The organism is Paenarthrobacter sp. PPS72, assembly GCF_048537125.1.
Taxonomy (GTDB): domain Bacteria; phylum Actinomycetota; class Actinomycetes; order Actinomycetales; family Micrococcaceae; genus Arthrobacter; species Arthrobacter nitroguajacolicus_E.
The window spans coordinates 92,439-113,580 of record NZ_JBLYIE010000018.1; the positions used below are offsets into that span (position 1 = coordinate 92,439).

Here is a 21,142-nt window from a genome sequence, read left to right on the forward strand (position 1 = left end):
TCTTAGGTCCGGAGGCCGTACCAGGTTGCGTATGGGAATGACGAATAAAGATTCCAGATACTCCTGTTGAGGGTATCGGTGGTGTGATAGCTAACGCGGATGTCACGAGTACCCGCACTCCACGGGGAGTACGTCACGAACATGGAATGGTCGACATCAGGCGTACCTTCAGGCCAATGCACCTGCAATACGTCCGCAGGACCAAGGTCATTTAGGTAGCTCAGGTAGCTGACCCGGCCTTGGCCGACTGCAAAGTTGTGGAAGTTTTGGGCACCCACCCATGAATACGTTTGATTAGCGAATGTGTACCACCAGCTGCTGTCGTAGGTATACCAACCTCCTTGGTCGGTCCACCCTCCCGCTTTCAGCGACTGGGAGACAAAGTTTTGGCAGTCGTTGCCGAATGATCGGTAAGCGCCGTTGCGGCCAAGTGCCCAGTTGAGGGCGTAGTTGGTCATGGCCGTGTAGTTGTACCCTGCGGCCAGTGTGACTTCCTGGTCCGACTTGGGACCGGCACCCGGCTTCGTCTGGGGTACATGGGAGTTAGGTGCTGAAGCCTTCGCCTCAGTGGCTACCTGGCCCGGTCCTAGGATAAGGGGCTTTCGGGCCCCGGGAGCCGGGGCCAATTGTGCCGCGCTGACTACTGTTGAAGGTGGTACGCCGCCTTCATTCTTGGGTTTGACCGAGTCGATTGTCCATCCGGAGTCCGTCTTTGTGAACTCCACAATCTGTTCGTACCTGTAGCTCTCCGGCGGTCCTCCCGTTGTGTAGGTCAAATCTGTTCGTTCGGTGATTTCCGCGGTGGCTCTTTCGGCTTCGAACTTGAAGCTTTCTGATTCGAAGGTTGTAATGACTGAAGAATAGCCCTGTCCGTATGCAGCCAGTCGGGCCTTCCGGGCTTTCAGTTCGTCGTATTCCGCGGCCACCTTGGCCTTGGACTTCGCGCTAAACAGCTGCAGCTGTATCCGAGATGAGGAGATGGCAGGGTCGCTAAGGATCTGCTGGTTTCTCTCGGTGATGACAGCTTTTAGCGTTGTGGATAGTTCCCCAATGTCAGCTGGCGGCTGCGAAACCTGCTCCGTTGCGGCAAACGCAGTAGTTGGCTGAAAAGCAGTAAGCACGACTCCGATGGCTACGAAGGTTGCGCTTAGATTTCTGGTTCTTCGCGTGGTACTCACATCCACGTCCTTTCAAACGATCATGCTAGAGCGCCTCCCCCAATTGAAATGCTGAGTGCAAGATAACACTTATTGACTATAGAAACACCAGTTATTACAAGTAACTTTACTAAATCATTGAAGTACAAACACGCAGGCGTCTTACCTTTTTGGTCGAACGGAGCATTCTGTTTGCGCGACAGATCTTCCTTTGACGCGGGTCCGGTGCTCAGTGCTGCAGAGCGTCGACCTCGATGTTCTCACCCAGAGGTGGGTGAGCGTGGGCTTGACGGGTCGAGTGACAACCGATCGTGGGAGTTGACGACGGCTGGCTACCTATGCCGGTGTCACTACTAAGGGGACACGCCGGACATCATACGAGCTGTCGCGGAGCATGGACCAGCACATCGACTTCTCTGCGCTGAAGAGCTATTTGGACCTTGCCCACCCCCCAATCTGGCGGGCTAGTTACTCAAGACGGCAAGTCCCGCCCGGGTGCAAAGGGATGCTGGAAAGAGATCGTGCGCCACGGCTTCCCGGCCCCAGTGCGGCGAACGGCAAGAGGAGCAGCAGACAACATGCTACTCTGGCGGTCTTTGGCGCTTTGCGGTTTCAAGCCATTGGGGAAGTACGTTCGGGAAGGCCAACGACAGAGACCTTGTGGATCTCCTCGATGCAAAACGCTGTCGTATCTCACTGACCAACAGCCCGGCGAGCGTGCGGGCGTCTGAGGTGAATCTCGAGGACCAACATCAGAGAATCTACGGCGCCGCATGCTCACCGACCCACTCCACCAGTGGCCTCAGCTCTTCCCAGCGGGCGGCGATCTCTTCCTGGGCTGTGGGAGTGCGTAACCAGTCCGGCTGACCCACCTCAACGCTCGCTGACAAGGACTTGTGCTTGAGCAACTCAGCGCGTGGATGGTCTTTGTCGTAACCCCGTGGAACGGTCTTGAGTTTTTCGCCCTCAATCGCGAAGCCTGCCGCCGCCACCGTATCTACAATCCTCTGTAGCTCTTCTCCACTGTCCGGGGCATCCACGGCAGCCCGAAAACGGGCCAGCTGCGCGGGAGTGTGGGAATGGTAGCCGCCACCGATCAAAAGGCCGTCCGCACTGATCTGGACGTAGTAGCCAACGCCCTCCTGATTTGCAGCGAAGGCCCCTTGTGCGCTCTTGTAGGGCGACTTGTCCTGGGAGAACCGGATGTCCCTGTTGGGCCGGAAGATCTTGGCCGTCCCGAACTGCGGCTCCAGCTCCGAAAGGAGGGCTGCCAGCGGTTCTCTGACCTCGGCGTCGTACGTCTTCTTATGCTCAAGCCACCACTCACGGTTGTTGTTCTCTTCAAGCTCGGCGTAGAAGCGGAATGCGGCAGTAGGGATGCCTTCGAATGTGCTCATGAAAGGATCCTATGGACCCCACCGTCGGCACAGTCATAGGCCCAAAGCGCTATGTGGAAAATCAAAAAAGACCACCCCGCCGCGGAGATCCGCAACGGAGTGGTCTGATGGAGCAGTAGCGCGAAGACGCTTAGAGCTTGTTGGCTGCTTCGGCGTCGGACTGGGTCTGGCCTGCACCGAGGTTGGCGCGGAGCTTGGCGCCGAGCTCGGAGTCAACGTTGGTCCAGTACTGGATGGCGCGTTCCTTGATGTCGGCGTTCTTCACGCCGCCAACAGCACCGGTGATGGTGTCCAGGAGGCGGGCCTTGGCGGCGTCATCGTAGACCTCGCGGTACAAGGTACCGGCCTGGCCGAAGTCGTCGTCCTCAGCGTGCAGGGTGTGAGCGGAGAGGGTGAGCTCGCCGTCGTTCTCCCAGCCACCGGCCGGTGAGGTGGGCTCAACAGCAGCCGGGCCGCCCACCGAGTTCGGTGCGTACACCGGGGTGGAGGGGGAGTTGAACAGGAAGCGACCCTGTCCGTCCTGGCTGTAGTTGTTGACCTGGTTCTTGGGCTGGTTCACCGGGATCTGTGCGTGGTTGGTGCCCACGCGGTAGCGGTGTGCATCTGCGTAGGAGAAGATGCGGGCCTGCAGCATCTTGTCCGGGGAAGCGGCAATACCCGGTACGAAGTTCGACGGCGCGAAGGTGGCCTGCTCGATCTGCGCGAAGTAGTTCTCCGGGTTCTTGTTCAGCTCCATGGTGCCCACGTGGATCAGCGGGTAGTCAGAGTGCGGCCAGACCTTGGTGAGGTCGAACGGGTTGAAGCGGTACGTCTTGGCGTCCTCGTACGGCATGACCTGGACGTGCAGTTCCCAGGAGGGGAAGTTGCCGTCGGCAATGTTCTCCTGGAGGTCGCGGATGTAGAAGTCCGCGTCCGAACCGGCAAGCTGTTCGGCCTGGTCGCCGGTGATGGTCTTGACGCCCTGGTTGGACTTGAAGTGGTACTTGACCCAGAAACGCTCGCCGGCGGCGTTGATCCACTGGTAGGTGTGCGAGCCGTAGCCCTGCATTTCACGCCAGGAAGCCGGCAGGCCGCGGTCGCCCATGAGCCAGGTGACCTGGTGTGCGGACTCGGGGGAGAGGGTCCAGAAGTCCCACTGCATGTCAGCGTCGCGCAGGTGGCTGCCCGGAAGGCGCTTCTGGGAGTGGATGAAGTCGGGGAACTTGATGCCGTCGCGGATGAAGAAGACGGGGGTGTTGTTGCCAACGAGGTCGTAGTTGCCCTCGGAGGTGTAGAACTTCACGGCGAAACCGCGGGGGTCGCGCCAGGTATCGGGAGAACCGTTCTCGCCGGCCACGGAGGAGAAACGGATCAGCATGTCCGTCTCGACGCCCGGCTGCAGGAAGGCAGCCTTGGTGTAGGCAGAAACGTCCGAGGTGGTCTTGAACGTACCGAATGCGCCGCCACCCTTGGCGTGCACTACACGCTCCGGGACCCGCTCGCGGTTGAACTGTGCGAGCTTCTCCACCAGGTAGTGATCGGTGAGGATGATGGCACCGTCAGCGCCGACGGACTTCGAGTGCGCGTCGGACGTAACGGGGGCACCTGACTGAGTTGTTGAAAGGGCAGTCATTGTTCTCCTTTTTCTTATTTCTGAGTTACGGAAGTTACGGGAAGCTGTTGTTTGGACTGGCAGTCCTGGCAGATGCCCTGGTAAAGGACGTCTGCGATCTGGATGGTCATGGGCTTGGAATTCTCATCCCAGTGCGGGGTAAGGCACGGTGCGTGTCCCACAGCGCAATCCACGTCCTCCACCTTGCCGCAGCTGATGCAGACGGCGTGATGGTGGTTGTCGCCCACCCGGGTTTCATAGAGTGCCGGGGAGTGCGGAGGTTCAAAGCGGCGCAGCATCTGCAGGCCCGTGAGGTCGCTGAGCACTACGTAAACGGACTGCGCCGTCAGTTCAGGAAGCTCTTTGCGGGCCGCGGCGAGGATGCCGTCGGCCGGGGAGTGCGGGTGGTGCTGGACCGCGGCGAGCACTGCCAGCCGCTGTTTGGTCACACGCCTGCCGTGGGCATGCAGGGCGGCGGCCCATTCTGCTTGCTCGGCTGTGTGATCTGTCATGCATTCATTGAAACACTTATTTTGATCAGTTCACAATAAGGCAAGGCTAACTTCTGGTGAACGGAGCAGATCCTCCAGGGGATTCACGGTTTCAGCGGCCGAGCGACCCAGTGCATGGACGCGCAGGGGAGTGCCGGTTTTCGCGGATTCGAGGGCAAGGCAACTGAACCCACTCAGGCCTCCGGTCAGGGGAAGAGTGCCAAGGGTCGCAGCCATTGCCAGCAGTTCCGCCGGCAGGATCTCCTGAACCGACGCCACGGCCCGGACAGGCTCGATCACCGTATGACGTGGTCCGGCTGCCACTGCCTGCACCAGCGGACCGGAACCGGCAAAGGGCTCGACGACGGCACCCGCCCCGGGTTCGGAACTCACGTGGGCCTCGGCTCGGTTCAGTCTCAGGGCCTCCCGGATCGCCGCGTCAGTAGCCTCCAGGTGGTGGTCAGGTTCCCCGACGCGTCGGTGGGCCGGCAACGAAAGCTGGGCTGCCGGCGTCGTGGTTTCTTCGTCCCAGCGACCGAAGAGGTGGAACGTGGGGGTGGAGGACTCCGCCACAGGCTCGCCTATGGCGGACCCCAGCGGGTGCCAGCGGTGGGCGAACATGACCGCACACCGGGTTGCCCCCAAGACGTCACGAAGGGCGGCGCGCACGAGGTTGTGGCAGAAGAGCCAGTCGGACGCTGAAGCCTGCATGAATTCGGTGGACGGGTCGGACAGCCTGATGAGGATGTGTCCGGCCGTGAGGGGATGGCGTGGGCGTGCGATCTCCCAAAAACCCGAACGGTACAGCAATCGTCGCTCCAAGCCCATGTCAACTCCTTCCCCGGGCTGAGCCTACCAAGCACCTCCTGCCGCGAGGGAGGATTGGGGGAGGTCGCTGCAATGCTCGTTAGGGTAAGACGGTGGCAAAACTACTGGCAGACATCACCCCTCTGAAGGAAAGTCCCGCGTTCCGGCGGCTCTGGATGGGGGCATCGGTAGCGGCCATCGGCACCCAGTTGACCTTGGTGGCTGTCAGCCTGGAAGTCTATCGACTCACGCAGGAGAGCTTCTATGTGGGCCTCCTGGGAATCTTCGCCCTGGTTCCCTTGGTCATTGCCGGCCTCTATGGCGGCTCCGTTTCGGACGCCTACGATCGCCGCAAAGTCGCCCTTATCGCCTCGCTCGTGTTGTGGGCAACCACGGCGGGACTGGCCTTGCAGGCATGGCTGGAGGTGGGCAACATCTGGCTCCTCTACGCACTGGTAGCCATCCAAAGCGGTGCCCAGGGCATCAATGGCCCCGCCCGCAGCGCCATTATTCCGCTCCTGGTCCGCAAGGACCTGCTTCCCGCCGCCAACGCCTTGAGCATGCTGACTTTTGGTCTGTCCATGACCGCCGGACCACTTCTGGCAGGCGTCCTCGTGGCCACCATCGGCTTTGGTTGGACCTACACCATCGACGTCATCAGCTTCACGTTCGCACTGTGGGGACTCTTCAGACTCCCGCCCCTGCCGCCGTCCAAAGATGCCGTCCGGCCCGGGCTGCGCTCCGTGGTGGAGGGCTTTAGGTTCCTGGGGACCCGACCCAACGTCCGAATGACGTTCATCATCGACCTCATCGCCATGATCAGCGCCCAACCCAGGGCTTTGATGCCTGCGATCGGCGCCGTGATGATCGGCGGAGGCGAAACCACAGTTGGCGTGCTGCTCGCGTCCACCGCTGTGGGTGCCTTCCTGGCCGGACTGTTTTCCGGGCCCTTGGGCCGTGTCCGCAAGCAAGGCAGCGCGGTGGTGTGGTCCGTCATTGGTTGGGGCGCTTCCATTGCCGGCTTCGGCCTGGTGGTGTTGCTGGCCGGGGATGCCGGCCGCGATGGCGTCACGCCCTGGCTTATCCCGGCAGCATTCTGCTGCGCACTGGCCGGAATCTCCGACTCCGTGAGCGCGGTATTCCGCACCACTATCCTCCAGGCAGCCACCCCGGACCACTTACGGGGACGGCTTCAGGGTGTGTTCATTGTGGTGGTTGCCGGAGGGCCACGGGTAGGGGACATGCTTGCAGGTGGTGTCACCCAGTTCCTGAGCGAGGGCGGAGTCTTGCTTCTTGGCGGGCTTCTCTGCATCCTTGCTGCCTGGTTCGCTTCACGTATGCAGCCCGGATTCGTGGCTTACGACGCCAAGCATCCGGTGCCCTGAAGGTGCCTGCCACCCTGCCGGCCCCGCGCCGACGTAGGCTGACAACGGAACACGACCGGCGGCGTCGGCGTTAATCCGTACAGGACCCCCGCAAAAGCCGAGGAAAGCGACAAGAACAACCGTGCATAAACACAACAATGGACTCAAGACCGCGGCGCTCTTCGGTGTGCTGTGGGCGGTGTTGTTGGGTTTGGGCGCCATCATCGCGGCCGGGACCAGGAGCACCACGCCCATCTGGATCATGGCGCTGGTCGGGGTAGGGACAACCGCATATGGGTACTGGAACAGCGACAAGATCGCCATCCGTTCCATGGCTGCCTATCCGGTAACCGAAGCACAGGCCCCGCAGTTGTTCCAGATTGTTCGGGAACTGTCCGCGCGTGCCAACAAGCCCATGCCGCGCATCTACCTCTCTCCCACCATGACGCCCAACGCCTTCGCCACCGGACGCAATCCCAAGAACGCTGCCGTGTGCTGCACCGAGGGGATCCTCCACCTGCTCGATGCCCGTGAACTCAGGGGGGTGCTCGGCCACGAGCTGATGCACGTGTACAGCCGCGACATCCTTACTTCCTCGGTTGCTGCTGCCGTTGCCGGAGTCATTACCTCCGTGGGCCAGATGTTGCTGATCTTCGGCAGCGGGGACCGCCGCAACGCCAATCCGCTGGCAACCATTGCGATGGCCCTTTTGGCGCCCTTTGCGGCGTCGCTGATTCAGATGGCCATCTCCCGCACCCGGGAGTTCGACGCCGACGAGGACGGCGCGGAGCTGACGGGCGACCCGCTGGCGCTCGCCTCAGCCCTGCGCAAGATCGAGTCCGGCGTCACCCAGTTGCCGCTCCCGCAGGATCAACGTCTGGTCAATGCCTCACACCTGATGATCGCCAACCCCTTCCGTGGCGGCGGCATGCGGCGCATGTTCTCCACGCACCCGCCCATGAAGGACAGGATTAGCCGACTGGAACGGATGGCCGGGCGCCCGCTGCTGTAATCGGCTTAACCGCCGCTGGCCCGCATTTCCGTGGATGGTCAACAACGGAAAAGCGGGCCAGCAACGTGTTAACAGAGATTAGCTGCGGAAGTTCACGAACTGCAGATCGGCCTCTTCGAACTTCTTGAGGATGTTCATGGTCTCCTGGAGGTCATCGCGGGACTTGGACGTGACGCGGAGTTCGTCGCCCTGGATCTGGGACTTGACGGACTTGGGGGCTTCGTCGCGGATGATCTTGTTGATCTTCTTGGCGATGTCCTGGGCAATGCCTTCCTTGATGGTGCACTCCAGGCGGAATTCCTTGCCGGAGGGGAAAGGTTCGCCCTGGTCCAGGGACTTCAGGGAGATACCGCGCTTGATGAGCTTGGACTGGAAGACGTCCAGAACGGCAAGGACGCGGTCCTCGGAGTTGGCCTTCATGAGGATCTTTTCGCCACTGAAGTCGATCTCGGCGCCAACGCCCTTGAAGTCGTATCGCTGAGCGATTTCCTTCTGGGACTGGTTGAGCGCGTTGGCCACCTCTTGCTTGTCTACCTTGCTTACGACGTCGAATGTGGATTCGCCTGCCATGACTCTCCTTAGGTTGGGGGCCCTGTGAGGGCGGGTTGGTCTGGCATCCAGCCTAGTACGGAAGGCCGGGGTTGGGGCCGTGGAGTTGTTTCACAGTTCGCTCACAGCACATGCAGGGGTGGAACAGAGGCTGCTGCTTGAGAGTTGTACCAGTTGGAAGAACGTATCCACGGAGGATCAGCATGAGCAGCAAGGCCGTCCAGTCCATCAGCAAGTCCGCATCTGCAGCAGCAGGTTCCATTGGCACGGCTGCAGTTGCCGCTGCGAGTGCCGTAGCTGCCGCGGCTGTTGCAGCTTCGATCGTTCTCAGCCCGGTTCCCGACGCCGCTTCCCGAATGGACGGAGTCCACGCGGACTTGCTGCGCGCCGTGGAGCTCAACCAGATCACCGCCGAGCAAGCCGAAAAGTTCGAGGCCAAACTGGCGGGCCGGATCCTCGGGGAAGCCTGAAATCCCGCGAAATCCCAAGCGTCCGGCCCCGATTAGATTCTTCGCAAAAAGTTCTGTAAGGTTGTCTCTGCCTTCGGTTACCGGATCTAAAAGAAACGGTCTCCGGAAGTGATCTTCTTTTGAAGTTCGGCAGATTACCCGAGCGGCCAAAGGGGGCTGACTGTAAATCAGCTGGCAACGCCTACGGGGGTTCGAATCCCTCATCTGCCACCCAAAGGAGAATCCCCGGAACCACTGGTTCCGGGGATTTTTCGTTTCCCAGGAAACTACTCTTGCCTTCCGGCTCGCCTGACGACGCGCATATTCGTTCGGGCCGCACCCACACATCACCGACACCGCAATTCGGGTGTCGCCAGCGGGGATCCGCGTCCCCGGGGATTATGGGTGTCGGCCGCCCGGATCCGCGTCCCCGGGGAATGTGGGTGTCGGCCGCCCGGATCCGCGTCCCCGGGGAATGTGGGTGTCGCCAGCGGGTGTAAGCGTCGGCCGAGGCTGTGCTTACCACCCACTTTGATCCCGTCAACCGGGAAACACGCCGCTATCCATGGCGTGGCATGTGACATGGGTGTTCAAAGTGGGTGGTGTAAGCACCGGCCAACGAATCCCGGAGTTGTCCGCCCTGCTCGCCGTTGTGCGGCGCGGGATTCGAACCGGCGCGGGATTCGAACCGGCGCGGGATTCGGGGATCCCCGGCTGGAGCGGGAGGCCCCGGGCGGAGCCCGTCAGCGGCGCTCCGTGGCCTGCCGGAGCTCGGCGATCTCCATCCGTAGGGCGGCGATCTCCGTCACCAGATCAGCCATCTCGGCAAGCACCGGTTTCTCGGCCGCGGCGGCTTTCACTTCTGCTGCGGCTGCCACATCCTCGGCGTTCTCTTCGATTCGTTGCAACAGCCAGGAAGCGATGGAGGCTGTGACGATACCCAGGACCGCGATCCCGCTCATCATGAGGGCTGCTGCGACAATCCTGCCGATCGGGGTGACGGGGTAGAGGTCGCCGTAGCCCACTGTGGTGATGGTGGTGATGGCCCACCATGCTGCGTCCCCGAAGGTGACGATTTTGGCGTCGGGGGCGTTTTGTTCCACATCCAACACTGCCAGTGCTCCGATGAGGATCAGCATCGCGGCCGCGCCTGCTACGTAGGTGGCGACGCGCCCGCGCAGTGTTTCACCGACGGTGCGCTGCAGGACGGAGAGCAGGGTGACCAGCCGCAGCAGTCGAAGTGGCCTGAAAAAGGGGAGCACGACGATCAGGAGTTCGTGCAGGTTCCACAGGAACCAGCGCATCCGGTCTTCGGCAAGCCAAAGGTTGACGAAGTAATCCAGGGCGAAAATGCCCCACGTGATCCAGAGGACAACCTCGAAAGGGATTGCCTCAGGGCCGGTGACGCGACCGATGACCTGCCATGCGTAAGCCGTGAGGAAGATCAGTGCCGTGGCCATGAGTGGCCATTCAACGAGGTCCCTGTATCGCGCTTGAGTCATACGGGAATACTAGCCACAGCGAAGGCCTTGTCTTCGCCGGAGCGTCTCACGCGGCCGGTGTCTCCAGCCAGTAGCCGTCCAGGTGGTGAATCAGTTGGCGGCCCAGGCCGCCTTTGAGCTGGATCCACAGTGTGCTGCGGTCATTGGTCATGCCGTCGATGGTGCCCTCGATGCGGTTGCCGCGCGCATCCTGGAGGACCACATCCTGGTGGCGGGAGAGTTCCGGCCAAACGTCGCCTTGCGGCCTGGCGGTTTGCAGCGTGCTCAAAGGGGTCCCCCTTATGTATTCGATCAATATGAGTTTCAGATATTGTGCACGCCTTTCATGAACCGGCGGTAAACGTTAGTGCAAACGTTGGACATAAACCGGCCTTTGACCAGGAATCAAGTCCACTATGCGGGCCAGGTATTCACGGCAAAGTTACCGGCGGGTAACATTGAGCCATGCATCTGCTTCTTCGTACCCTCATGCTGCTGTTCACCTCATCCAAGCGCTCGCCGCTCGGTGTTTGGGAAGAATCATCGCTGCCTTTACGGGTTCTGCCCACTGACATCGACATCGCGATGCACGTCAATAACGGCATGTACTTCTCGCTGATGGACCTTGGCCGTTTCGACCTCATGGTTCGCAGCGGTATTTGGACAAGGATGCGCAAGCGGGGTTGGAGCCCGGTGGCAGCCGGCGAGACCATCGCCTTCCGCAAGTCCCTGCAACTTTGGCAGCAATACACCATCGAAACGCGCATCATCGGGTTGGACACCAAGGCCATCTACTTTGAACAGCGCATGGTGGTGGACGGTGAAATCTACGCCCGGGCGCACATCGCCACCCGCCTGGTAAACAAGGGCAAGCCAGTAACACAGGAAGAGATCATCGCCGAGTTCGGAGCACCGCCGGCTGATCTCGACTTGCCCGAGTGGATCCACGAGTGGCGCGAAAACAATGCACTTCCCGGAGCGCGTCGGCCCGCCCCGCACGTCTGGAGCTAAACCCCTACGTCGCGTCGCTGCAGCGCCATGGCTCCAAGCACGATCAGTACTGCCGAGATGCCGTACAGTCCAACGGTGGCTCCCCAGTCGGCACCGTTGGCCACAGGGGAGTTGCCATACGCCCAGTGGTACGGCGAAAGGTTCAGCAGCCACTCGACGTCGGGACTTTGCCGCCCCACCGCGTTGAAAACATACCCGAGGACGGCGACGGCGGCTCCCGCGGCGATCCCGTAAACCTTCCGGCCGCTCAGCGCGCCGGCGCAGAGCGCTGCTGTCCCGCTGAGCAGCGCCAACGCGGCAAACAGCAGCACTGCTCCGGCGAGATGCCCGACGACGATGCCTAATTGCGAGGGACCGTTCAGTCCCAGCACCAGCAGGAAGACGAGCCCGGAAAGCAGGGCGATGCGAACCAGGATCGCCAAGGCACGTTCCAGGACAACTTGCACTCGGGTGACACTGTGCGCGAGCGTCAGTTCAAGCAATCCGGATTCCTCGTCGCCGCCCACGGCCGCTGCGCCCCAGCCGACCGAGGCCATGGACATCAGCAGGAATCCGATCAGCCCGAACATGGTGGCTTGGGTGTAGCCGGGTCCTGACGCGATTTGATCGTAATTCAGTGCTTTGGTCATTTCAGGGGGAAGCGCATTGATCAGCTCCTGCATCTGCGCGCTTCCTCCAATGGACGGATAGAGGGGCAGATACAGCAAGCACGCCGCGGCCAAACCCAGTGCCCAAGCCAGCGTTGAACGCCAAGAGTCCGTCAGGGCTTTGGTGAACAAGGGAAGAATCCTAGGCACGGTGGGCTCCTTCGGCGCTGCGGCCAGGCGTTTGACCATTTCCCGAACCATGACCATTCCCGGAAGCACGGACATCCCCCGCGGATTGCCCGGCATAGAGAGTCAGTACCGCTTCCTCCAGATCGGGTTCTTCGAGGACCAGATCGGTCAGGTGCAACGTTGCCAGCTCTTGGACCAGCGGCTGAATATGGCCGGAGAGCGTAGCCGTGGCCTCGACTGTCCCGGCCGCGTGACCATCGGGCTTGAGCTCCCGTACCACCACGTTGGCGACGCCCGGTACCCTGCCCAGCAACGCGCCGACGTCGTCCGGTTCCGTGCCGGTGCTGGTGAAACGTACCTGCCGAACGGCTGCCGTCCTGAGCGCCTCCACGGTGGAAACGGTGACGATTTCTCCGTCGCGGAGGATGGCCACGGCGTCGGCCGCTTGCTGTACTTCACTGAGGACGTGCGAACTGAGGAACACGGTGGCGCCGTGGTCCACGGCCTCGCGAACCATTGCATGGAACACCTGTTGAACCAAGGGGTCCAGTCCGCTGGTGGGTTCGTCCAGCACCAGGAGCTCGGGCTTGTGCATGAAAGCCTGCAGCAGTCCCAGTTTCTGCTTGTTGCCCTTGGAGAGTTTCCTGGTCTGGCGATCAAGATCGAGGTTCAGCCGTTCGGCGAGTTCGTTGACGTACTTGGGCTCCACGGGCCCGCTGATGGTGGCGAAGTGGTCCAGCATGCGGCGGCCTGTAGTCCTGTTGTCCAGATGGAGTTCGCCGGGCAGGTAGCCGATCCTACGGCGAAGGGCAGTTCCGGCCTGTCGGGGATTCTGTCCCAGTACTGAGATGGAGCCCGCGCCGGGCCGGATAATGTCCAAAAGGCAGCGCATGGTGGTGGTCTTGCCTGCTCCATTTGGCCCGATGACGCCGAACACCGTCCCGGGTTCCACTGCGAAATCGAGCCCATGCAGGACTTCCCGGGCTCCGAACTTCTTGCGTAAACCCTCGACGACGATTGCCTGGGTCACGGGGCATGCTCCCTTCCAGCGGTGGCCCGGACGTCGTCGATGGATGCGTCACGGCGTCGGACTCATCGCTAAGGGTACGCCGAATGCAGCTACTTTGGTCCGGATCAAAGGCCGCGCGTAAACGCTGCTGGTCCCCTTATTCCCGGTGACGCGGGAAGCGAACAGCGTGCCCTTCCACGGGACTTCACGGGCAGGGTCGCGTACCGTGGAAGCATGGCTACAGTTGACATCACTGGAGAACAGTTCGCATCGACCATCGAGGACAATGACATTGTCCTGGTGGATTTCTGGGCGGCCTGGTGCGCCCCCTGCCGTCAGTTTGCCCCCACTTACGGGGCAGCTTCGGAGAAGCACACTGACGTCGTGTTCGCGAAGGTGGACACCGAGGCCGAGCAGCAGCTCGCCGCGGAAGCCGGGATCACCTCCATCCCCACCCTCATGGCCTTCCGCGAAAAGGTCCTTGTCTTCTCACAGCCGGGCGCCCTCAACGGTCCGCAGCTTGAGCAGGTCATTGAGGCCGTGAAGGGCCTGGACATGGAAGAGGTCCACGCCCACGTCGCCAAGGCGCGTGCCGAGGCCCAGGAAAACTAAGACCCGTCGGCGGCTTGGATTCATCGAAGTCGTTGGAATGCATCGAGGTCGCCGGAAAATTCCGGCGACCTCGATGCATTTAAGACGTTCTCGCAGTTTTGCGGCGATTAGAGCCGTTCGAGCTTGACGGGCTCGGCCAACAGCGCGCTGAGGGACTCGTTCAGGTCCTGGACGGCGATGCCCTTGGAGTGCTTCTCCAGAAGCTCCTCGGATTCCCAGCGCTCAGTGAGGACGAGCTTCTCTTCGGTGGCCTCGGTCAGCTCATAACGGATGCAGCCGGGTTCGTTGACTACCTCGTCGATCGCGATTTCCAAAGCGAGCTTCACACGGAAGAACTCGCCTTCATTGGGGATGAACGTGGCCTGCAGGTCGATGGGTTCACTCATGGTTCCAACCCTACCGGCAGGACACGGCGTCGCTGGAGGCGATGACGGTTCTGTTGCGCGCAGTCCCTTGGTAGCGTTCCGTCATGTTGTCCTACACTGCCGGAGACACTGACGTCCCGCTGATCGAAGAGACCATTGGCGCCAATTTCGAGCGCATCGCGGCCGAATTTCCCCTACGGGATGCGCTGATCGAGGCCGCTGCCATCCCAGGCGGTGATGCCCGGCGGTGGAGCTACCAAAAGCTGAACGACGACGTCGATCGCCTCGCCCGGGCACTGCTCGCCATGGGCGTGGCCAAGGGCGAGCGGATCGGCATCTGGAGTCCCAACTGCGCCGAGTGGACCATCCTTCAGTACGCCACAGCCAAGATCGGCGCAGTGCTGGTCAACGTGAACCCTGCCTACCGGAGCCACGAGCTGGAATTCGTGGTGAAACAGAACGGCATGCGGATGCTGGTGGCAGCACCATCGGACAAGAACAGCGATTACGTTGGCATGGCCAGGGATGCCGCGCGTAACTGTCCCGATCTCCGGGAGATCGTCTTCCTTCCGGGGGCGCCGGAGCTGGGGCTCACGGTGGGCATCCCGGAAGCCAACCACGAACTAACGTACGGTCAACTCCTGACCCGGGCGGACGGCGTCGGGCCTTCAGCGTTGCGTGACCGCATGAGCGAACTTGACCCGCATGATCCCATCAACCTGCAGTACACCTCGGGCACCACGGGATTCCCCAAGGGAGCCACGTTGACGCATCACAACATCCTCAACAACGGACACTTTATCGGCCGGCTCCTGAACTACACCGAACATGATCGCGTGGTGATCCCCGTGCCGTTCTACCACTGCTTTGGCATGGTGATCGGGAACCTGAATGCGCTGAGTTTTGGTGCAGCAACCATCATCCCGGGCCGCGGTTTCAGTCCGTCGGCGGCATTGGAAGCGGTGCAGGATTTCGGTGGAACGTCCTTGTACGGGGTGCCCACCATGTTCATTGCGGAGCTCGCACTGGAGGACTTTAATTCCTATGATCTCTCCACCCTGCGGACCGGTGTGATGGCGGGATCCCTGTGTCCCATCGAGGTGATGCGCCGGGTGATCGAGGAGATGCACATGGTTGATGTCGCCATTTGCTACGGCATGACAGAGACGTCGCCGGTATCCACCATGACCCGGGCGGGGGACACGCTAGAGCAGCGCACCAGCACAGTGGGCACGACCATGCCGCACCTCGAAAGCCGCATTGTTGAACCGGGGTCGGGCGAAGTGGTGGAGCGCGGCGTGATCGGTGAGCTCTGCACGCGCGGCTACTCGGTGATGCAGGGCTACTGGGGCCAACCGGACAAGACCGGGGAGGCAATCGACGCCGAGGGTTGGATGCACACCGGCGACCTTGCCCGCATGGATGAGGACGGCTACCTGGTGATCGAGGGCCGGATCAAGGACATGGTGATCCGAGGTGGAGAAAACGTCTACCCGCGTGAGATAGAGGAATTCCTTTACCTCCACCCGTCCATCCAGGACGTCCAGGTCATCGGAGTCCCGGACGGGAAATACGGAGAGGAGCTCATGGCGTGCATCATCCTCAAACCCGGCGCTAAGACGCTGACCGCGGATGAGCTGGCCGAGTACTGCCGCGGGAACCTGGCCCACTACAAGATTCCGCGCTACGTCGACGTCCGTGAATCGTTCCCCATGACGGTCTCCGGCAAGGTGCGGAAGGTGGACATGCGGCAGGAAGCAGTTTCCCGCTTCCACCTCTAAAAGCAACGCGGGGTCACTTATGGCCCCCTCAGGGCCTTGAAAAGGGCCACAAGTGACCCCGCGTTGCTCTGGACAGGGAGTGCCCTGTGGATAACGCGGAGCAGAATCCGTTTTATCGACACACTGGACTGCATGGTTCGATACACGTCATTGCCTGAAGGGCTCCAGAACAGGCCCTTCACTGTCTACGAGTCCCGGATCCAAGGCGTTTCCCGGAAACGGCTGAGGGCCAAGGACCTGGGCACTGGCGGCCGATTGATTTACGTGCCGAAAGAACGCGAGCTTGAACTGGTTGAGCGGGCGCGGGTGCTCGCAGCGGCGACACCCGGCGCCTGGGTCTCGCACGCGACGGCCGCCCTGCTGACAGGCTTGGGGCTGCCACCCTGGATGGCAGAGGAGGAAACCATCCACCTGAGCAAGCCGCATCACCTGCCGCGTGTGCGCCGGACCGGAGTCACCGGGCATAGAGTTCGGGTTATCCAGGGTGAAGTCATGGACGTCGGCGGCATCCCGGTCTCCGTACGCCCGCGCACCTGGCTGGATCTGGCAAGAACACTGCCACTTCCGTACGTGATCGCTATGGGCGACCAATTGATACGCCGGCCCCGGCAGGCGTTTGAGTCGAGGATCGAACCGTATGCCTACCCGTCCGGGCTGCAACTCCTGATCCGTCAGCACCCCAACCTCCAGGGAGTAGAGAAAGCGCGACTGGCTCTGGAGGAAATGAGGGTTGGCGCTGACTCCTATCCGGAGACATTTTTGAGATTGGCCATGATCGATGCCGGGTTGCCTGAACCGGAACTGCAATTGCGGCTGAACCCGGCGGACCCAATGTCGCCAGCGGCCGATCTTGGATACCGGCGTTTCCGAATTGCGGTCCAGTACGACGGCGCGCACCACCTGACGAGGCAGCAGCAGTCGCGCGACAATCGGCGGGATGAGGCTTTTCTGAGCGCGGGGTGGAGCTACTTCAAGCTCAATGCAGACGATCTGGCCGACGGCTTTGCCGGGGCGATCGGGAGAATCAAGCGGGCTGCATGACACAACCCGGGGTCACTTATGGCCGCCTCAGGGCCTTGAAAGGGGCCAGAAGTGACCCCGCGTTGCTTGGAGCGTTAGTGACCGCGGTGGTCCTGGACCGTCATCCGTGGCCCGAAAGTGGGTTTGCGGAAGCCACTGAGGTACAGCATCCGGACCAGCCGCTGCCTTTGTCCGCGCCATGGTTCCAGCAGTTCGATCATGCCGGCGTCGTCGGTCTTCCGGCCTGTCAGGGCGTACCCAACGTAAGCGGCCAGATGATAGTCGCCCACGGAAATCGAGTCCGGGCAGCCGTGGGTACGTTGGACAACTTCGGCTGCGGTCCACACGCCGATGCCCGGAATGGTTTGCAGCTTGGCGCCGGCCTGCGTGGAACCCAGGTCCGCCAGCCGTTCAAGGGCGACGGCGGACTGCAGCGCCCGCATCACCGTGGCCGAGCGCTGTGGTCCAACGCCTGCTTTGTGCCATTCCCACGACGGGACGGCCAGCCACTGCCTGGCGGTAGGAGGGACAAGGAGTCCGGCGGGGGCCTTGCCCGGCGCGGGTGTTCCGTAGCGATACATCAAGTACCGGTAGCCCCGCCTTGCCTCCAGGGTGGTGACTTTTTGCTCCAAAATGGTGGGTACAAGGGAGTCAACCACCCGCCCGGTAGATGGCAGCCGCAGAGCCAGGTTCCGGCGTCGTGATTCTGTGACCAGCCGCGGAAGGGTGGCATGGAAGGCGGGGTCATCGAAGGCCGACCAATCGTCATGGCTTCCGAGGAGCTTCGGCATTCCTGCCACGGCATCCTCCGCTCCGGGTCCCCAAGCTTGGGCATCCACGAAGGAATCCGTGCGGGATCCGCCTGCCGAAAGCCTCAACGTGACGGGCCCCGACGCAGCCGTGAAGGCCATCCAAAAACCGCTGGAGTGCGCCGCGAAGGACGGATCCGCGTTGCCTCGCATGAGCGGAAACATGGTCTGGTCCAAGCGGAAGGAACCCCCCGCATGCCACCGGATGGCCGCATCTGCCGCGGCCGCGACAACGGGCGGGGCTTCTGCGATGGTCATGTTTTCATGGTCCCATGCCGGGCTGACAATCTGCATCCGCCGGACCCCTTACGGTGGCAACCGCCCGCCGCTAGACTCCCTGATGTGGCGCGGGTGGGCCGCGTCATCTCGAGGGGACAACGTCCAAGAATCAAGGAGCGCGAACCATGGGTGGAGTGGTGCATTTTGAGATCCCGGCAGACAACAATGAGCGGGCCAACACTTTTTACCAGAGTGCTTTCGGCTGGAACCTGAGCCCCATGGAGGGGATGGACTACACGATCGCCATCACAGCGCCTTCGGACGACCAGACGGGTACCCCCAACGAGCCGGGCGCCATCAACGGGGCATTGTTTCCCCGAACGGACAATCTGAAGACGCCTATCCTCACCATCGATGTAGACGATATTGACGCCGCACTAGGGCAGATCGAGTCCGCGGGTGGCAGCGTGATCCAGGCCAAGGACGCCGTACCCACCATGGGCTGGTATGCCTACTTCAAGGACACGGAGGGCAACGTGCTGGGTGTTTGGCAGAACGACACCTCCGCCGGCACGTAGCACGGGCAGGGTCGGGGCCGGACGCAACCAGGCGGTAACTTTGTACCTATGAAGTACGCCCAGTCCGTGTTGGACCTCATCGGCAATACACCGCTCATCAAGCTCAACCACGTCACTGAGGGCATCAAAGCCACGGTCCTCGTGAAGCTCGAATACGTCAATCCCGGCGGATCCATCAAGGACCGGATCGCCGTGAAGATGATCGAAGATGCGGAAAAGGACGGCCGGCTCCAGCCGGGCGGAACCATCGTTGAGCCGACGTCGGGAAACACCGGAGTGGGGCTGGCGCTCGTAGCCCAGCAAAAGGGCTACAAGTGCGTTTTCGTGGTCCCGGACAAAGTGGGCGAGGATAAGCGCGCCGTGCTTCAGGCGTACGGCGCCGAAGTTGTGGTGACGCCTACCGCCGTCGCGCCCGACAGCCCGCAGAGCTACTACGGGGTCTCGGACCGGTTGGTGAGGGAGATCCCGGGCGCCTTCAAACCGGATCAGTTCTCCAACCCCGCCGCTCCCGGCAGCCACTTCGAGTCCACCGGCCCGGAAATCTGGCAGGACACGGACGGGCGGGTCACCCATGTGGTCATCGGCGCCGGAACCGGCGGCACCATCACCGGAACCGGCCGCTACCTCAAGCAAGTCTCGGCGGACCGCCCGGAGTCCGACGGCGGCCCGGTCAAGGTCATTGGTGCGGACCCGGAAGGCTCGGTCTACTCAGGCGGAACCGGCCGGCCCTATTTCGTGGAGGGCGTGGGCGAGGACATGTGGCCCGGCAACTACGATCCCGCAGTACCGGATGACGTGATCGCTGTTTCCGACGCCGACTCCTTCTCCATGACCCGCCGCCTTGCCCGGGAAGAAGGCCTTCTGGTGGGCGGTTCCTCCGGCATGGCCGTGGTTGCGGCCCTTCAGGCTGCCAAGGACCTGGATGAGGCCGCCGTCGTGGTGGTGATCCTCCCTGATTCGGGCCGTGGCTATCTTGCCAAGATCTTCAACGACCAGTGGATGCGTTCCTACGGCTTCCTTTCAGGTGGCGAAGAGGCTTCCGTGGGTGAGGTGCTTAAATCCAAGACGGGCGAAATGCCGGATCTGGTTCACATCCACCCGAATGAAACCGTTCGTGATGTCATCAACATCATGAACGAGTTCGGCGTCTCCCACATCCCGGTGCTCTCACAGGAACCGCCGGTGGTGATGGGCGAGGTTGTGGGAGCCGTGGATGAGCGCAGCCTCACCAGCAAGCTCTTCCGTGGGGAAGCGAAGCTGGCGGACAAGGTCTCTGAGCACATGGGGGACCGGCTCCCCGTGATCGGCTCACTGGAAACCATTTCCGCCGCGCGGGAGCTGTTGTCCGACGTCGATACCGTCATGGTGACCTTCGCCGGTGCCCCGGTGGGTATCCTGACGCGCCACGATCTGCTGGCGTACCTGAGCAACTAAGCGCCCGGCGCTGATCCAAACCAATCAAACCTAGAGGAGCTTTCATGTCTGCCAGCAACAATGCCGGGTTCAACACGCGCGCCGTCCACGCCGGACAGGCTTTTGAACCGGTGACCGGCGCTGTGGTGCCCCCGCTGCACTTCAGCACCACGTACGCCCAGGATGGCATCGGTAATCTTCGCTCGGGATACGAATACGGCCGCGGCGGTAACCCCACTCGTGACGCCCTCCAGGAGCAGCTTGCCGCCCTTGAAGGTGGCACGGCTGCCTTCTCCTTCGGCTCAGGCCTTGCAGCTGAGGATTCCTTGATTCGTGCGGTGGCCCGGCCCGGCGACCACATCGTGCTGGGCAACGACGCCTACGGTGGCACCTACCGCCTGATCAACCGCGTGCTGGGGGATTGGGGCATCGGAAACACTCCGGTGGACATGTCCGATCTTGACGCCGTGGCTGCTGCCGTGGCTGCCAACAAGACGCGCTTGGTATGGGTGGAGACACCGTCCAACCCGATGATGAAGATCACGGACATCGAGGCACTCGCCGCTGTAGCCCACGACGCCGGTGCCCTCCTGGTGGTGGACAACACCTTCGCGTCTCCCTACTTACAGACCCCGCTCGCCTTGGGTGCCGATGTTGTGGTCCACTCCACCACCAAGTACATCGGCGGCCACTCTGACGTGGTGGGCGGTGCAATTGTGGTCAAGGATGCTGAACTTGCAGAGAAGATCGGTTTCATTCAATTCGCCGTGGGCGCCGTTTCAGGCCCGATGGATGCTTTCCTTACCACCCGCGGCTTGAAGACCCTGGGCGTTCGCATGGACCGCCACAGCGAGAACGGGCAGGCCGTGGCCGAATGGTTGCTGCAGCGTCCCGAGGTGGAAGCCGTGCTCTACCCGGGCCTCCCGGACCACCCCGGGCACCAGCTTGCTGCCAAGCAGATGAAGAAGTTCGGCGGCATGGTCTCCGTGCAGTTCAAGGGTGGAGAAGCGGCTGCCCGCACGGTTGCCGAATCCACGTCCGTGTTCACGCTTGCTGAGTCTTTGGGCGGGATCGAGTCCCTCATGAACTACCCCTCGGAGATGACCCACGCGTCCGTGAAGGGCACCGAGTTGGCTGTTCCGGTCAATCTGCTGCGTCTTTCCTGCGGCATCGAAGAAGCTGAGGACCTGATCGCAGACCTCGAGCAGGCGTTCGCCAGGATCAGCTAGCCTCGATTTTTCATGACGGGTG

At 61.9% G+C, this 21,142-nt stretch carries 22 protein-coding genes and 1 tRNA gene; 11 read left to right on the top strand and 12 right to left on the bottom strand.

Annotation, left to right across the window (positions count from 1 at the left end):
- Nucleotides 1-2: 2 nt before the first annotated feature.
- The 5 genes from ACLRGI_RS08975 to ACLRGI_RS08995 form a co-directional block, all read right to left on the bottom strand.
- A complete protein-coding gene (locus ACLRGI_RS08975; protein ID WP_419201322.1) occupies nucleotides 3-1,178 on the bottom strand; it encodes an amidase domain-containing protein in 1,176 nt (391 codons plus the stop codon).
- A gap of 740 nt (nucleotides 1,179-1,918) precedes the next feature.
- A complete protein-coding gene (locus ACLRGI_RS08980; RefSeq protein WP_419201323.1) occupies nucleotides 1,919-2,554 on the bottom strand; it encodes a DUF2461 domain-containing protein in 636 nt (211 codons plus the stop codon).
- A 130-nt stretch (nucleotides 2,555-2,684) separates the two neighbouring features.
- On the bottom strand, nucleotides 2,685-4,166 hold the full coding sequence (locus ACLRGI_RS08985; RefSeq protein WP_419201324.1) for a catalase: 1,482 nt from the start codon (nucleotides 4,164-4,166) through the stop codon (nucleotides 2,685-2,687).
- A 14-nt stretch (nucleotides 4,167-4,180) separates the two neighbouring features.
- Nucleotides 4,181-4,657: a Fur family transcriptional regulator gene (locus tag ACLRGI_RS08990; RefSeq protein ID WP_419201325.1), complete on the bottom strand. Its 477-nt coding sequence runs from the start codon at nucleotides 4,655-4,657 to the stop codon at nucleotides 4,181-4,183.
- 30 nt (nucleotides 4,658-4,687) lie between these two features.
- Nucleotides 4,688-5,464, bottom strand: a complete 777-nt coding sequence (locus ACLRGI_RS08995; RefSeq protein WP_419201326.1) for a hypothetical protein — start codon at nucleotides 5,462-5,464, stop codon at nucleotides 4,688-4,690.
- Nucleotides 5,465-5,556: 92 nt separating this feature from the next.
- On the opposite strand from ACLRGI_RS08995, the gene ACLRGI_RS09000 reads away from it, so the two are divergent.
- Together ACLRGI_RS09000 and htpX are read left to right on the top strand one after the other, a co-directional pair.
- Entirely contained in the window at nucleotides 5,557-6,828 is a 1,272-nt protein-coding gene (locus ACLRGI_RS09000) for an MFS transporter (protein ID WP_419201327.1), read from the top strand.
- A gap of 121 nt (nucleotides 6,829-6,949) precedes the next feature.
- Complete coding sequence (gene htpX / locus ACLRGI_RS09005) at nucleotides 6,950-7,819, top strand: zinc metalloprotease HtpX (protein WP_419201328.1); 870 nt, start codon at nucleotides 6,950-6,952, stop codon at nucleotides 7,817-7,819.
- 78 nt (nucleotides 7,820-7,897) lie between these two features.
- Here the strand turns inward: htpX and ACLRGI_RS09010 are convergent, their stop codons facing one another.
- Nucleotides 7,898-8,389 (bottom strand): YajQ family cyclic di-GMP-binding protein, encoded by a 492-nt coding sequence (locus ACLRGI_RS09010; RefSeq protein ID WP_017200185.1) that lies wholly within the window; start codon nucleotides 8,387-8,389, stop codon nucleotides 7,898-7,900.
- A 182-nt stretch (nucleotides 8,390-8,571) separates the two neighbouring features.
- Here ACLRGI_RS09010 and ACLRGI_RS09015 point away from each other — a divergent pair, with 182 nt between their 5' ends.
- Both ACLRGI_RS09015 and ACLRGI_RS09020 read left to right on the top strand, forming a co-directional pair.
- Nucleotides 8,572-8,838 (top strand): hypothetical protein, encoded by a 267-nt coding sequence (locus tag ACLRGI_RS09015; protein ID WP_419201329.1) that lies wholly within the window; start codon nucleotides 8,572-8,574, stop codon nucleotides 8,836-8,838.
- Between the two features lie 128 nt (nucleotides 8,839-8,966).
- Nucleotides 8,967-9,048: transfer RNA gene (locus tag ACLRGI_RS09020), tRNA-Tyr, on the top strand.
- Between the two features lie 512 nt (nucleotides 9,049-9,560).
- Here the strand turns inward: ACLRGI_RS09020 and ACLRGI_RS09025 are convergent.
- Together ACLRGI_RS09025 and ACLRGI_RS09030 are read right to left on the bottom strand one after the other, a co-directional pair.
- The gene (locus ACLRGI_RS09025; RefSeq protein ID WP_419201330.1) at nucleotides 9,561-10,319 is read right to left on the bottom strand and encodes a potassium channel family protein; all 759 of its coding nucleotides are present in this window, start codon (nucleotides 10,317-10,319) and stop codon (nucleotides 9,561-9,563) included.
- A gap of 46 nt (nucleotides 10,320-10,365) precedes the next feature.
- The gene (locus tag ACLRGI_RS09030) at nucleotides 10,366-10,587 is read right to left on the bottom strand and encodes a hypothetical protein (protein ID WP_017200188.1); all 222 of its coding nucleotides are present in this window, start codon (nucleotides 10,585-10,587) and stop codon (nucleotides 10,366-10,368) included.
- A gap of 176 nt (nucleotides 10,588-10,763) precedes the next feature.
- Between ACLRGI_RS09030 and ACLRGI_RS09035 the strand changes: the two genes are divergently transcribed.
- The gene (locus ACLRGI_RS09035) at nucleotides 10,764-11,309 is read left to right on the top strand and encodes an acyl-CoA thioesterase (protein WP_419201331.1); all 546 of its coding nucleotides are present in this window, start codon (nucleotides 10,764-10,766) and stop codon (nucleotides 11,307-11,309) included.
- Here the strand turns inward: ACLRGI_RS09035 and ACLRGI_RS09040 are convergent.
- Together ACLRGI_RS09040 and ACLRGI_RS09045 are read right to left on the bottom strand one after the other, a co-directional pair.
- A complete protein-coding gene (locus tag ACLRGI_RS09040) occupies nucleotides 11,306-12,106 on the bottom strand; it encodes an ABC transporter permease subunit (protein WP_419201332.1) in 801 nt (266 codons plus the stop codon). The genes ACLRGI_RS09035 and ACLRGI_RS09040 overlap by 4 nt on opposite strands.
- Nucleotides 12,099-13,115, bottom strand: coding sequence for an ABC transporter ATP-binding protein (locus tag ACLRGI_RS09045; RefSeq protein ID WP_419201333.1), 1,017 nt, complete (start codon nucleotides 13,113-13,115; stop codon nucleotides 12,099-12,101). Before ACLRGI_RS09045 ends, ACLRGI_RS09040 begins: the two co-directional genes overlap by 8 nt.
- Before the next feature lie 213 nt (nucleotides 13,116-13,328).
- Here ACLRGI_RS09045 and ACLRGI_RS09050 point away from each other — a divergent pair, with 213 nt between their 5' ends.
- On the top strand, nucleotides 13,329-13,706 hold the full coding sequence (locus tag ACLRGI_RS09050; RefSeq protein WP_091469153.1) for a thioredoxin family protein: 378 nt from the start codon (nucleotides 13,329-13,331) through the stop codon (nucleotides 13,704-13,706).
- 107 nt (nucleotides 13,707-13,813) lie between these two features.
- Here the strand turns inward: ACLRGI_RS09050 and ACLRGI_RS09055 are convergent, their stop codons facing one another.
- Nucleotides 13,814-14,092 (bottom strand): putative quinol monooxygenase, encoded by a 279-nt coding sequence (locus ACLRGI_RS09055; protein ID WP_024817673.1) that lies wholly within the window; start codon nucleotides 14,090-14,092, stop codon nucleotides 13,814-13,816.
- Between the two features lie 83 nt (nucleotides 14,093-14,175).
- Between ACLRGI_RS09055 and ACLRGI_RS09060 the strand changes: the two genes are divergently transcribed.
- Together ACLRGI_RS09060 and ACLRGI_RS09065 are read left to right on the top strand one after the other, a co-directional pair.
- On the top strand, nucleotides 14,176-15,852 hold the full coding sequence (locus tag ACLRGI_RS09060; RefSeq protein ID WP_419201334.1) for an AMP-binding protein: 1,677 nt from the start codon (nucleotides 14,176-14,178) through the stop codon (nucleotides 15,850-15,852).
- A 132-nt stretch (nucleotides 15,853-15,984) separates the two neighbouring features.
- Nucleotides 15,985-16,893, top strand: a complete 909-nt coding sequence (locus ACLRGI_RS09065) for a putative endonuclease domain-containing protein (protein WP_419201335.1) — start codon at nucleotides 15,985-15,987, stop codon at nucleotides 16,891-16,893.
- A 74-nt stretch (nucleotides 16,894-16,967) separates the two neighbouring features.
- Here the strand turns inward: ACLRGI_RS09065 and ACLRGI_RS09070 are convergent, their stop codons facing one another.
- Nucleotides 16,968-17,939 (bottom strand): DNA-3-methyladenine glycosylase family protein, encoded by a 972-nt coding sequence (locus ACLRGI_RS09070; RefSeq protein WP_419201336.1) that lies wholly within the window; start codon nucleotides 17,937-17,939, stop codon nucleotides 16,968-16,970.
- A 146-nt stretch (nucleotides 17,940-18,085) separates the two neighbouring features.
- Here ACLRGI_RS09070 and ACLRGI_RS09075 point away from each other — a divergent pair, with 146 nt between their 5' ends.
- From ACLRGI_RS09075 to ACLRGI_RS09085, 3 genes are read left to right on the top strand one after another with little or no spacing between them, the layout of a single operon-like run.
- The gene (locus tag ACLRGI_RS09075) at nucleotides 18,086-18,478 is read left to right on the top strand and encodes a VOC family protein (RefSeq protein ID WP_419201337.1); all 393 of its coding nucleotides are present in this window, start codon (nucleotides 18,086-18,088) and stop codon (nucleotides 18,476-18,478) included.
- A 48-nt stretch (nucleotides 18,479-18,526) separates the two neighbouring features.
- Complete coding sequence (locus ACLRGI_RS09080) at nucleotides 18,527-19,912, top strand: cystathionine beta-synthase (RefSeq protein WP_419201338.1); 1,386 nt, start codon at nucleotides 18,527-18,529, stop codon at nucleotides 19,910-19,912.
- 44 nt (nucleotides 19,913-19,956) lie between these two features.
- The gene (locus ACLRGI_RS09085) at nucleotides 19,957-21,120 is read left to right on the top strand and encodes a cystathionine gamma-synthase (protein ID WP_419201339.1); all 1,164 of its coding nucleotides are present in this window, start codon (nucleotides 19,957-19,959) and stop codon (nucleotides 21,118-21,120) included.
- Nucleotides 21,121-21,142 lie beyond the last annotated feature (22 nt).

Bases quoted from the DNA above. Each gene is read 5' to 3' on its own strand.
- ACLRGI_RS08980 (WP_419201323.1), bottom strand. From the start codon at position 2,554: ATGAGCACATTCGAAGGCATCCCTACTGCCGCATTCCGCTTCTACGCC.
- ACLRGI_RS08985 (WP_419201324.1), bottom strand. From the start codon at position 4,166: ATGACTGCCCTTTCAACAACTCAGTCAGGTGCCCCCGTTACGTCCGAC.
- ACLRGI_RS08990 (WP_419201325.1), bottom strand. From the start codon at position 4,657: ATGACAGATCACACAGCCGAGCAAGCAGAATGGGCCGCCGCCCTGCAT.
- ACLRGI_RS08995 (WP_419201326.1), bottom strand. From the start codon at position 5,464: ATGGGCTTGGAGCGACGATTGCTGTACCGTTCGGGTTTTTGGGAGATC.
- ACLRGI_RS09010 (WP_017200185.1), bottom strand. From the start codon at position 8,389: ATGGCAGGCGAATCCACATTCGACGTCGTAAGCAAGGTAGACAAGCAA.
- ACLRGI_RS09015 (WP_419201329.1), top strand. From the start codon at position 8,572: ATGAGCAGCAAGGCCGTCCAGTCCATCAGCAAGTCCGCATCTGCAGCA.
- ACLRGI_RS09025 (WP_419201330.1), bottom strand. From the start codon at position 10,319: ATGACTCAAGCGCGATACAGGGACCTCGTTGAATGGCCACTCATGGCC.
- ACLRGI_RS09035 (WP_419201331.1), top strand. From the start codon at position 10,764: ATGCATCTGCTTCTTCGTACCCTCATGCTGCTGTTCACCTCATCCAAG.
- ACLRGI_RS09050 (WP_091469153.1), top strand. From the start codon at position 13,329: ATGGCTACAGTTGACATCACTGGAGAACAGTTCGCATCGACCATCGAG.
- ACLRGI_RS09055 (WP_024817673.1), bottom strand. From the start codon at position 14,092: ATGAGTGAACCCATCGACCTGCAGGCCACGTTCATCCCCAATGAAGGC.
- ACLRGI_RS09060 (WP_419201334.1), top strand. From the start codon at position 14,176: ATGTTGTCCTACACTGCCGGAGACACTGACGTCCCGCTGATCGAAGAG.
- ACLRGI_RS09065 (WP_419201335.1), top strand. From the start codon at position 15,985: ATGGTTCGATACACGTCATTGCCTGAAGGGCTCCAGAACAGGCCCTTC.
- ACLRGI_RS09070 (WP_419201336.1), bottom strand. From the start codon at position 17,939: ATGACCATCGCAGAAGCCCCGCCCGTTGTCGCGGCCGCGGCAGATGCG.
- ACLRGI_RS09075 (WP_419201337.1), top strand. From the start codon at position 18,086: ATGGGTGGAGTGGTGCATTTTGAGATCCCGGCAGACAACAATGAGCGG.
- ACLRGI_RS09080 (WP_419201338.1), top strand. From the start codon at position 18,527: ATGAAGTACGCCCAGTCCGTGTTGGACCTCATCGGCAATACACCGCTC.
- ACLRGI_RS09085 (WP_419201339.1), top strand. From the start codon at position 19,957: ATGTCTGCCAGCAACAATGCCGGGTTCAACACGCGCGCCGTCCACGCC.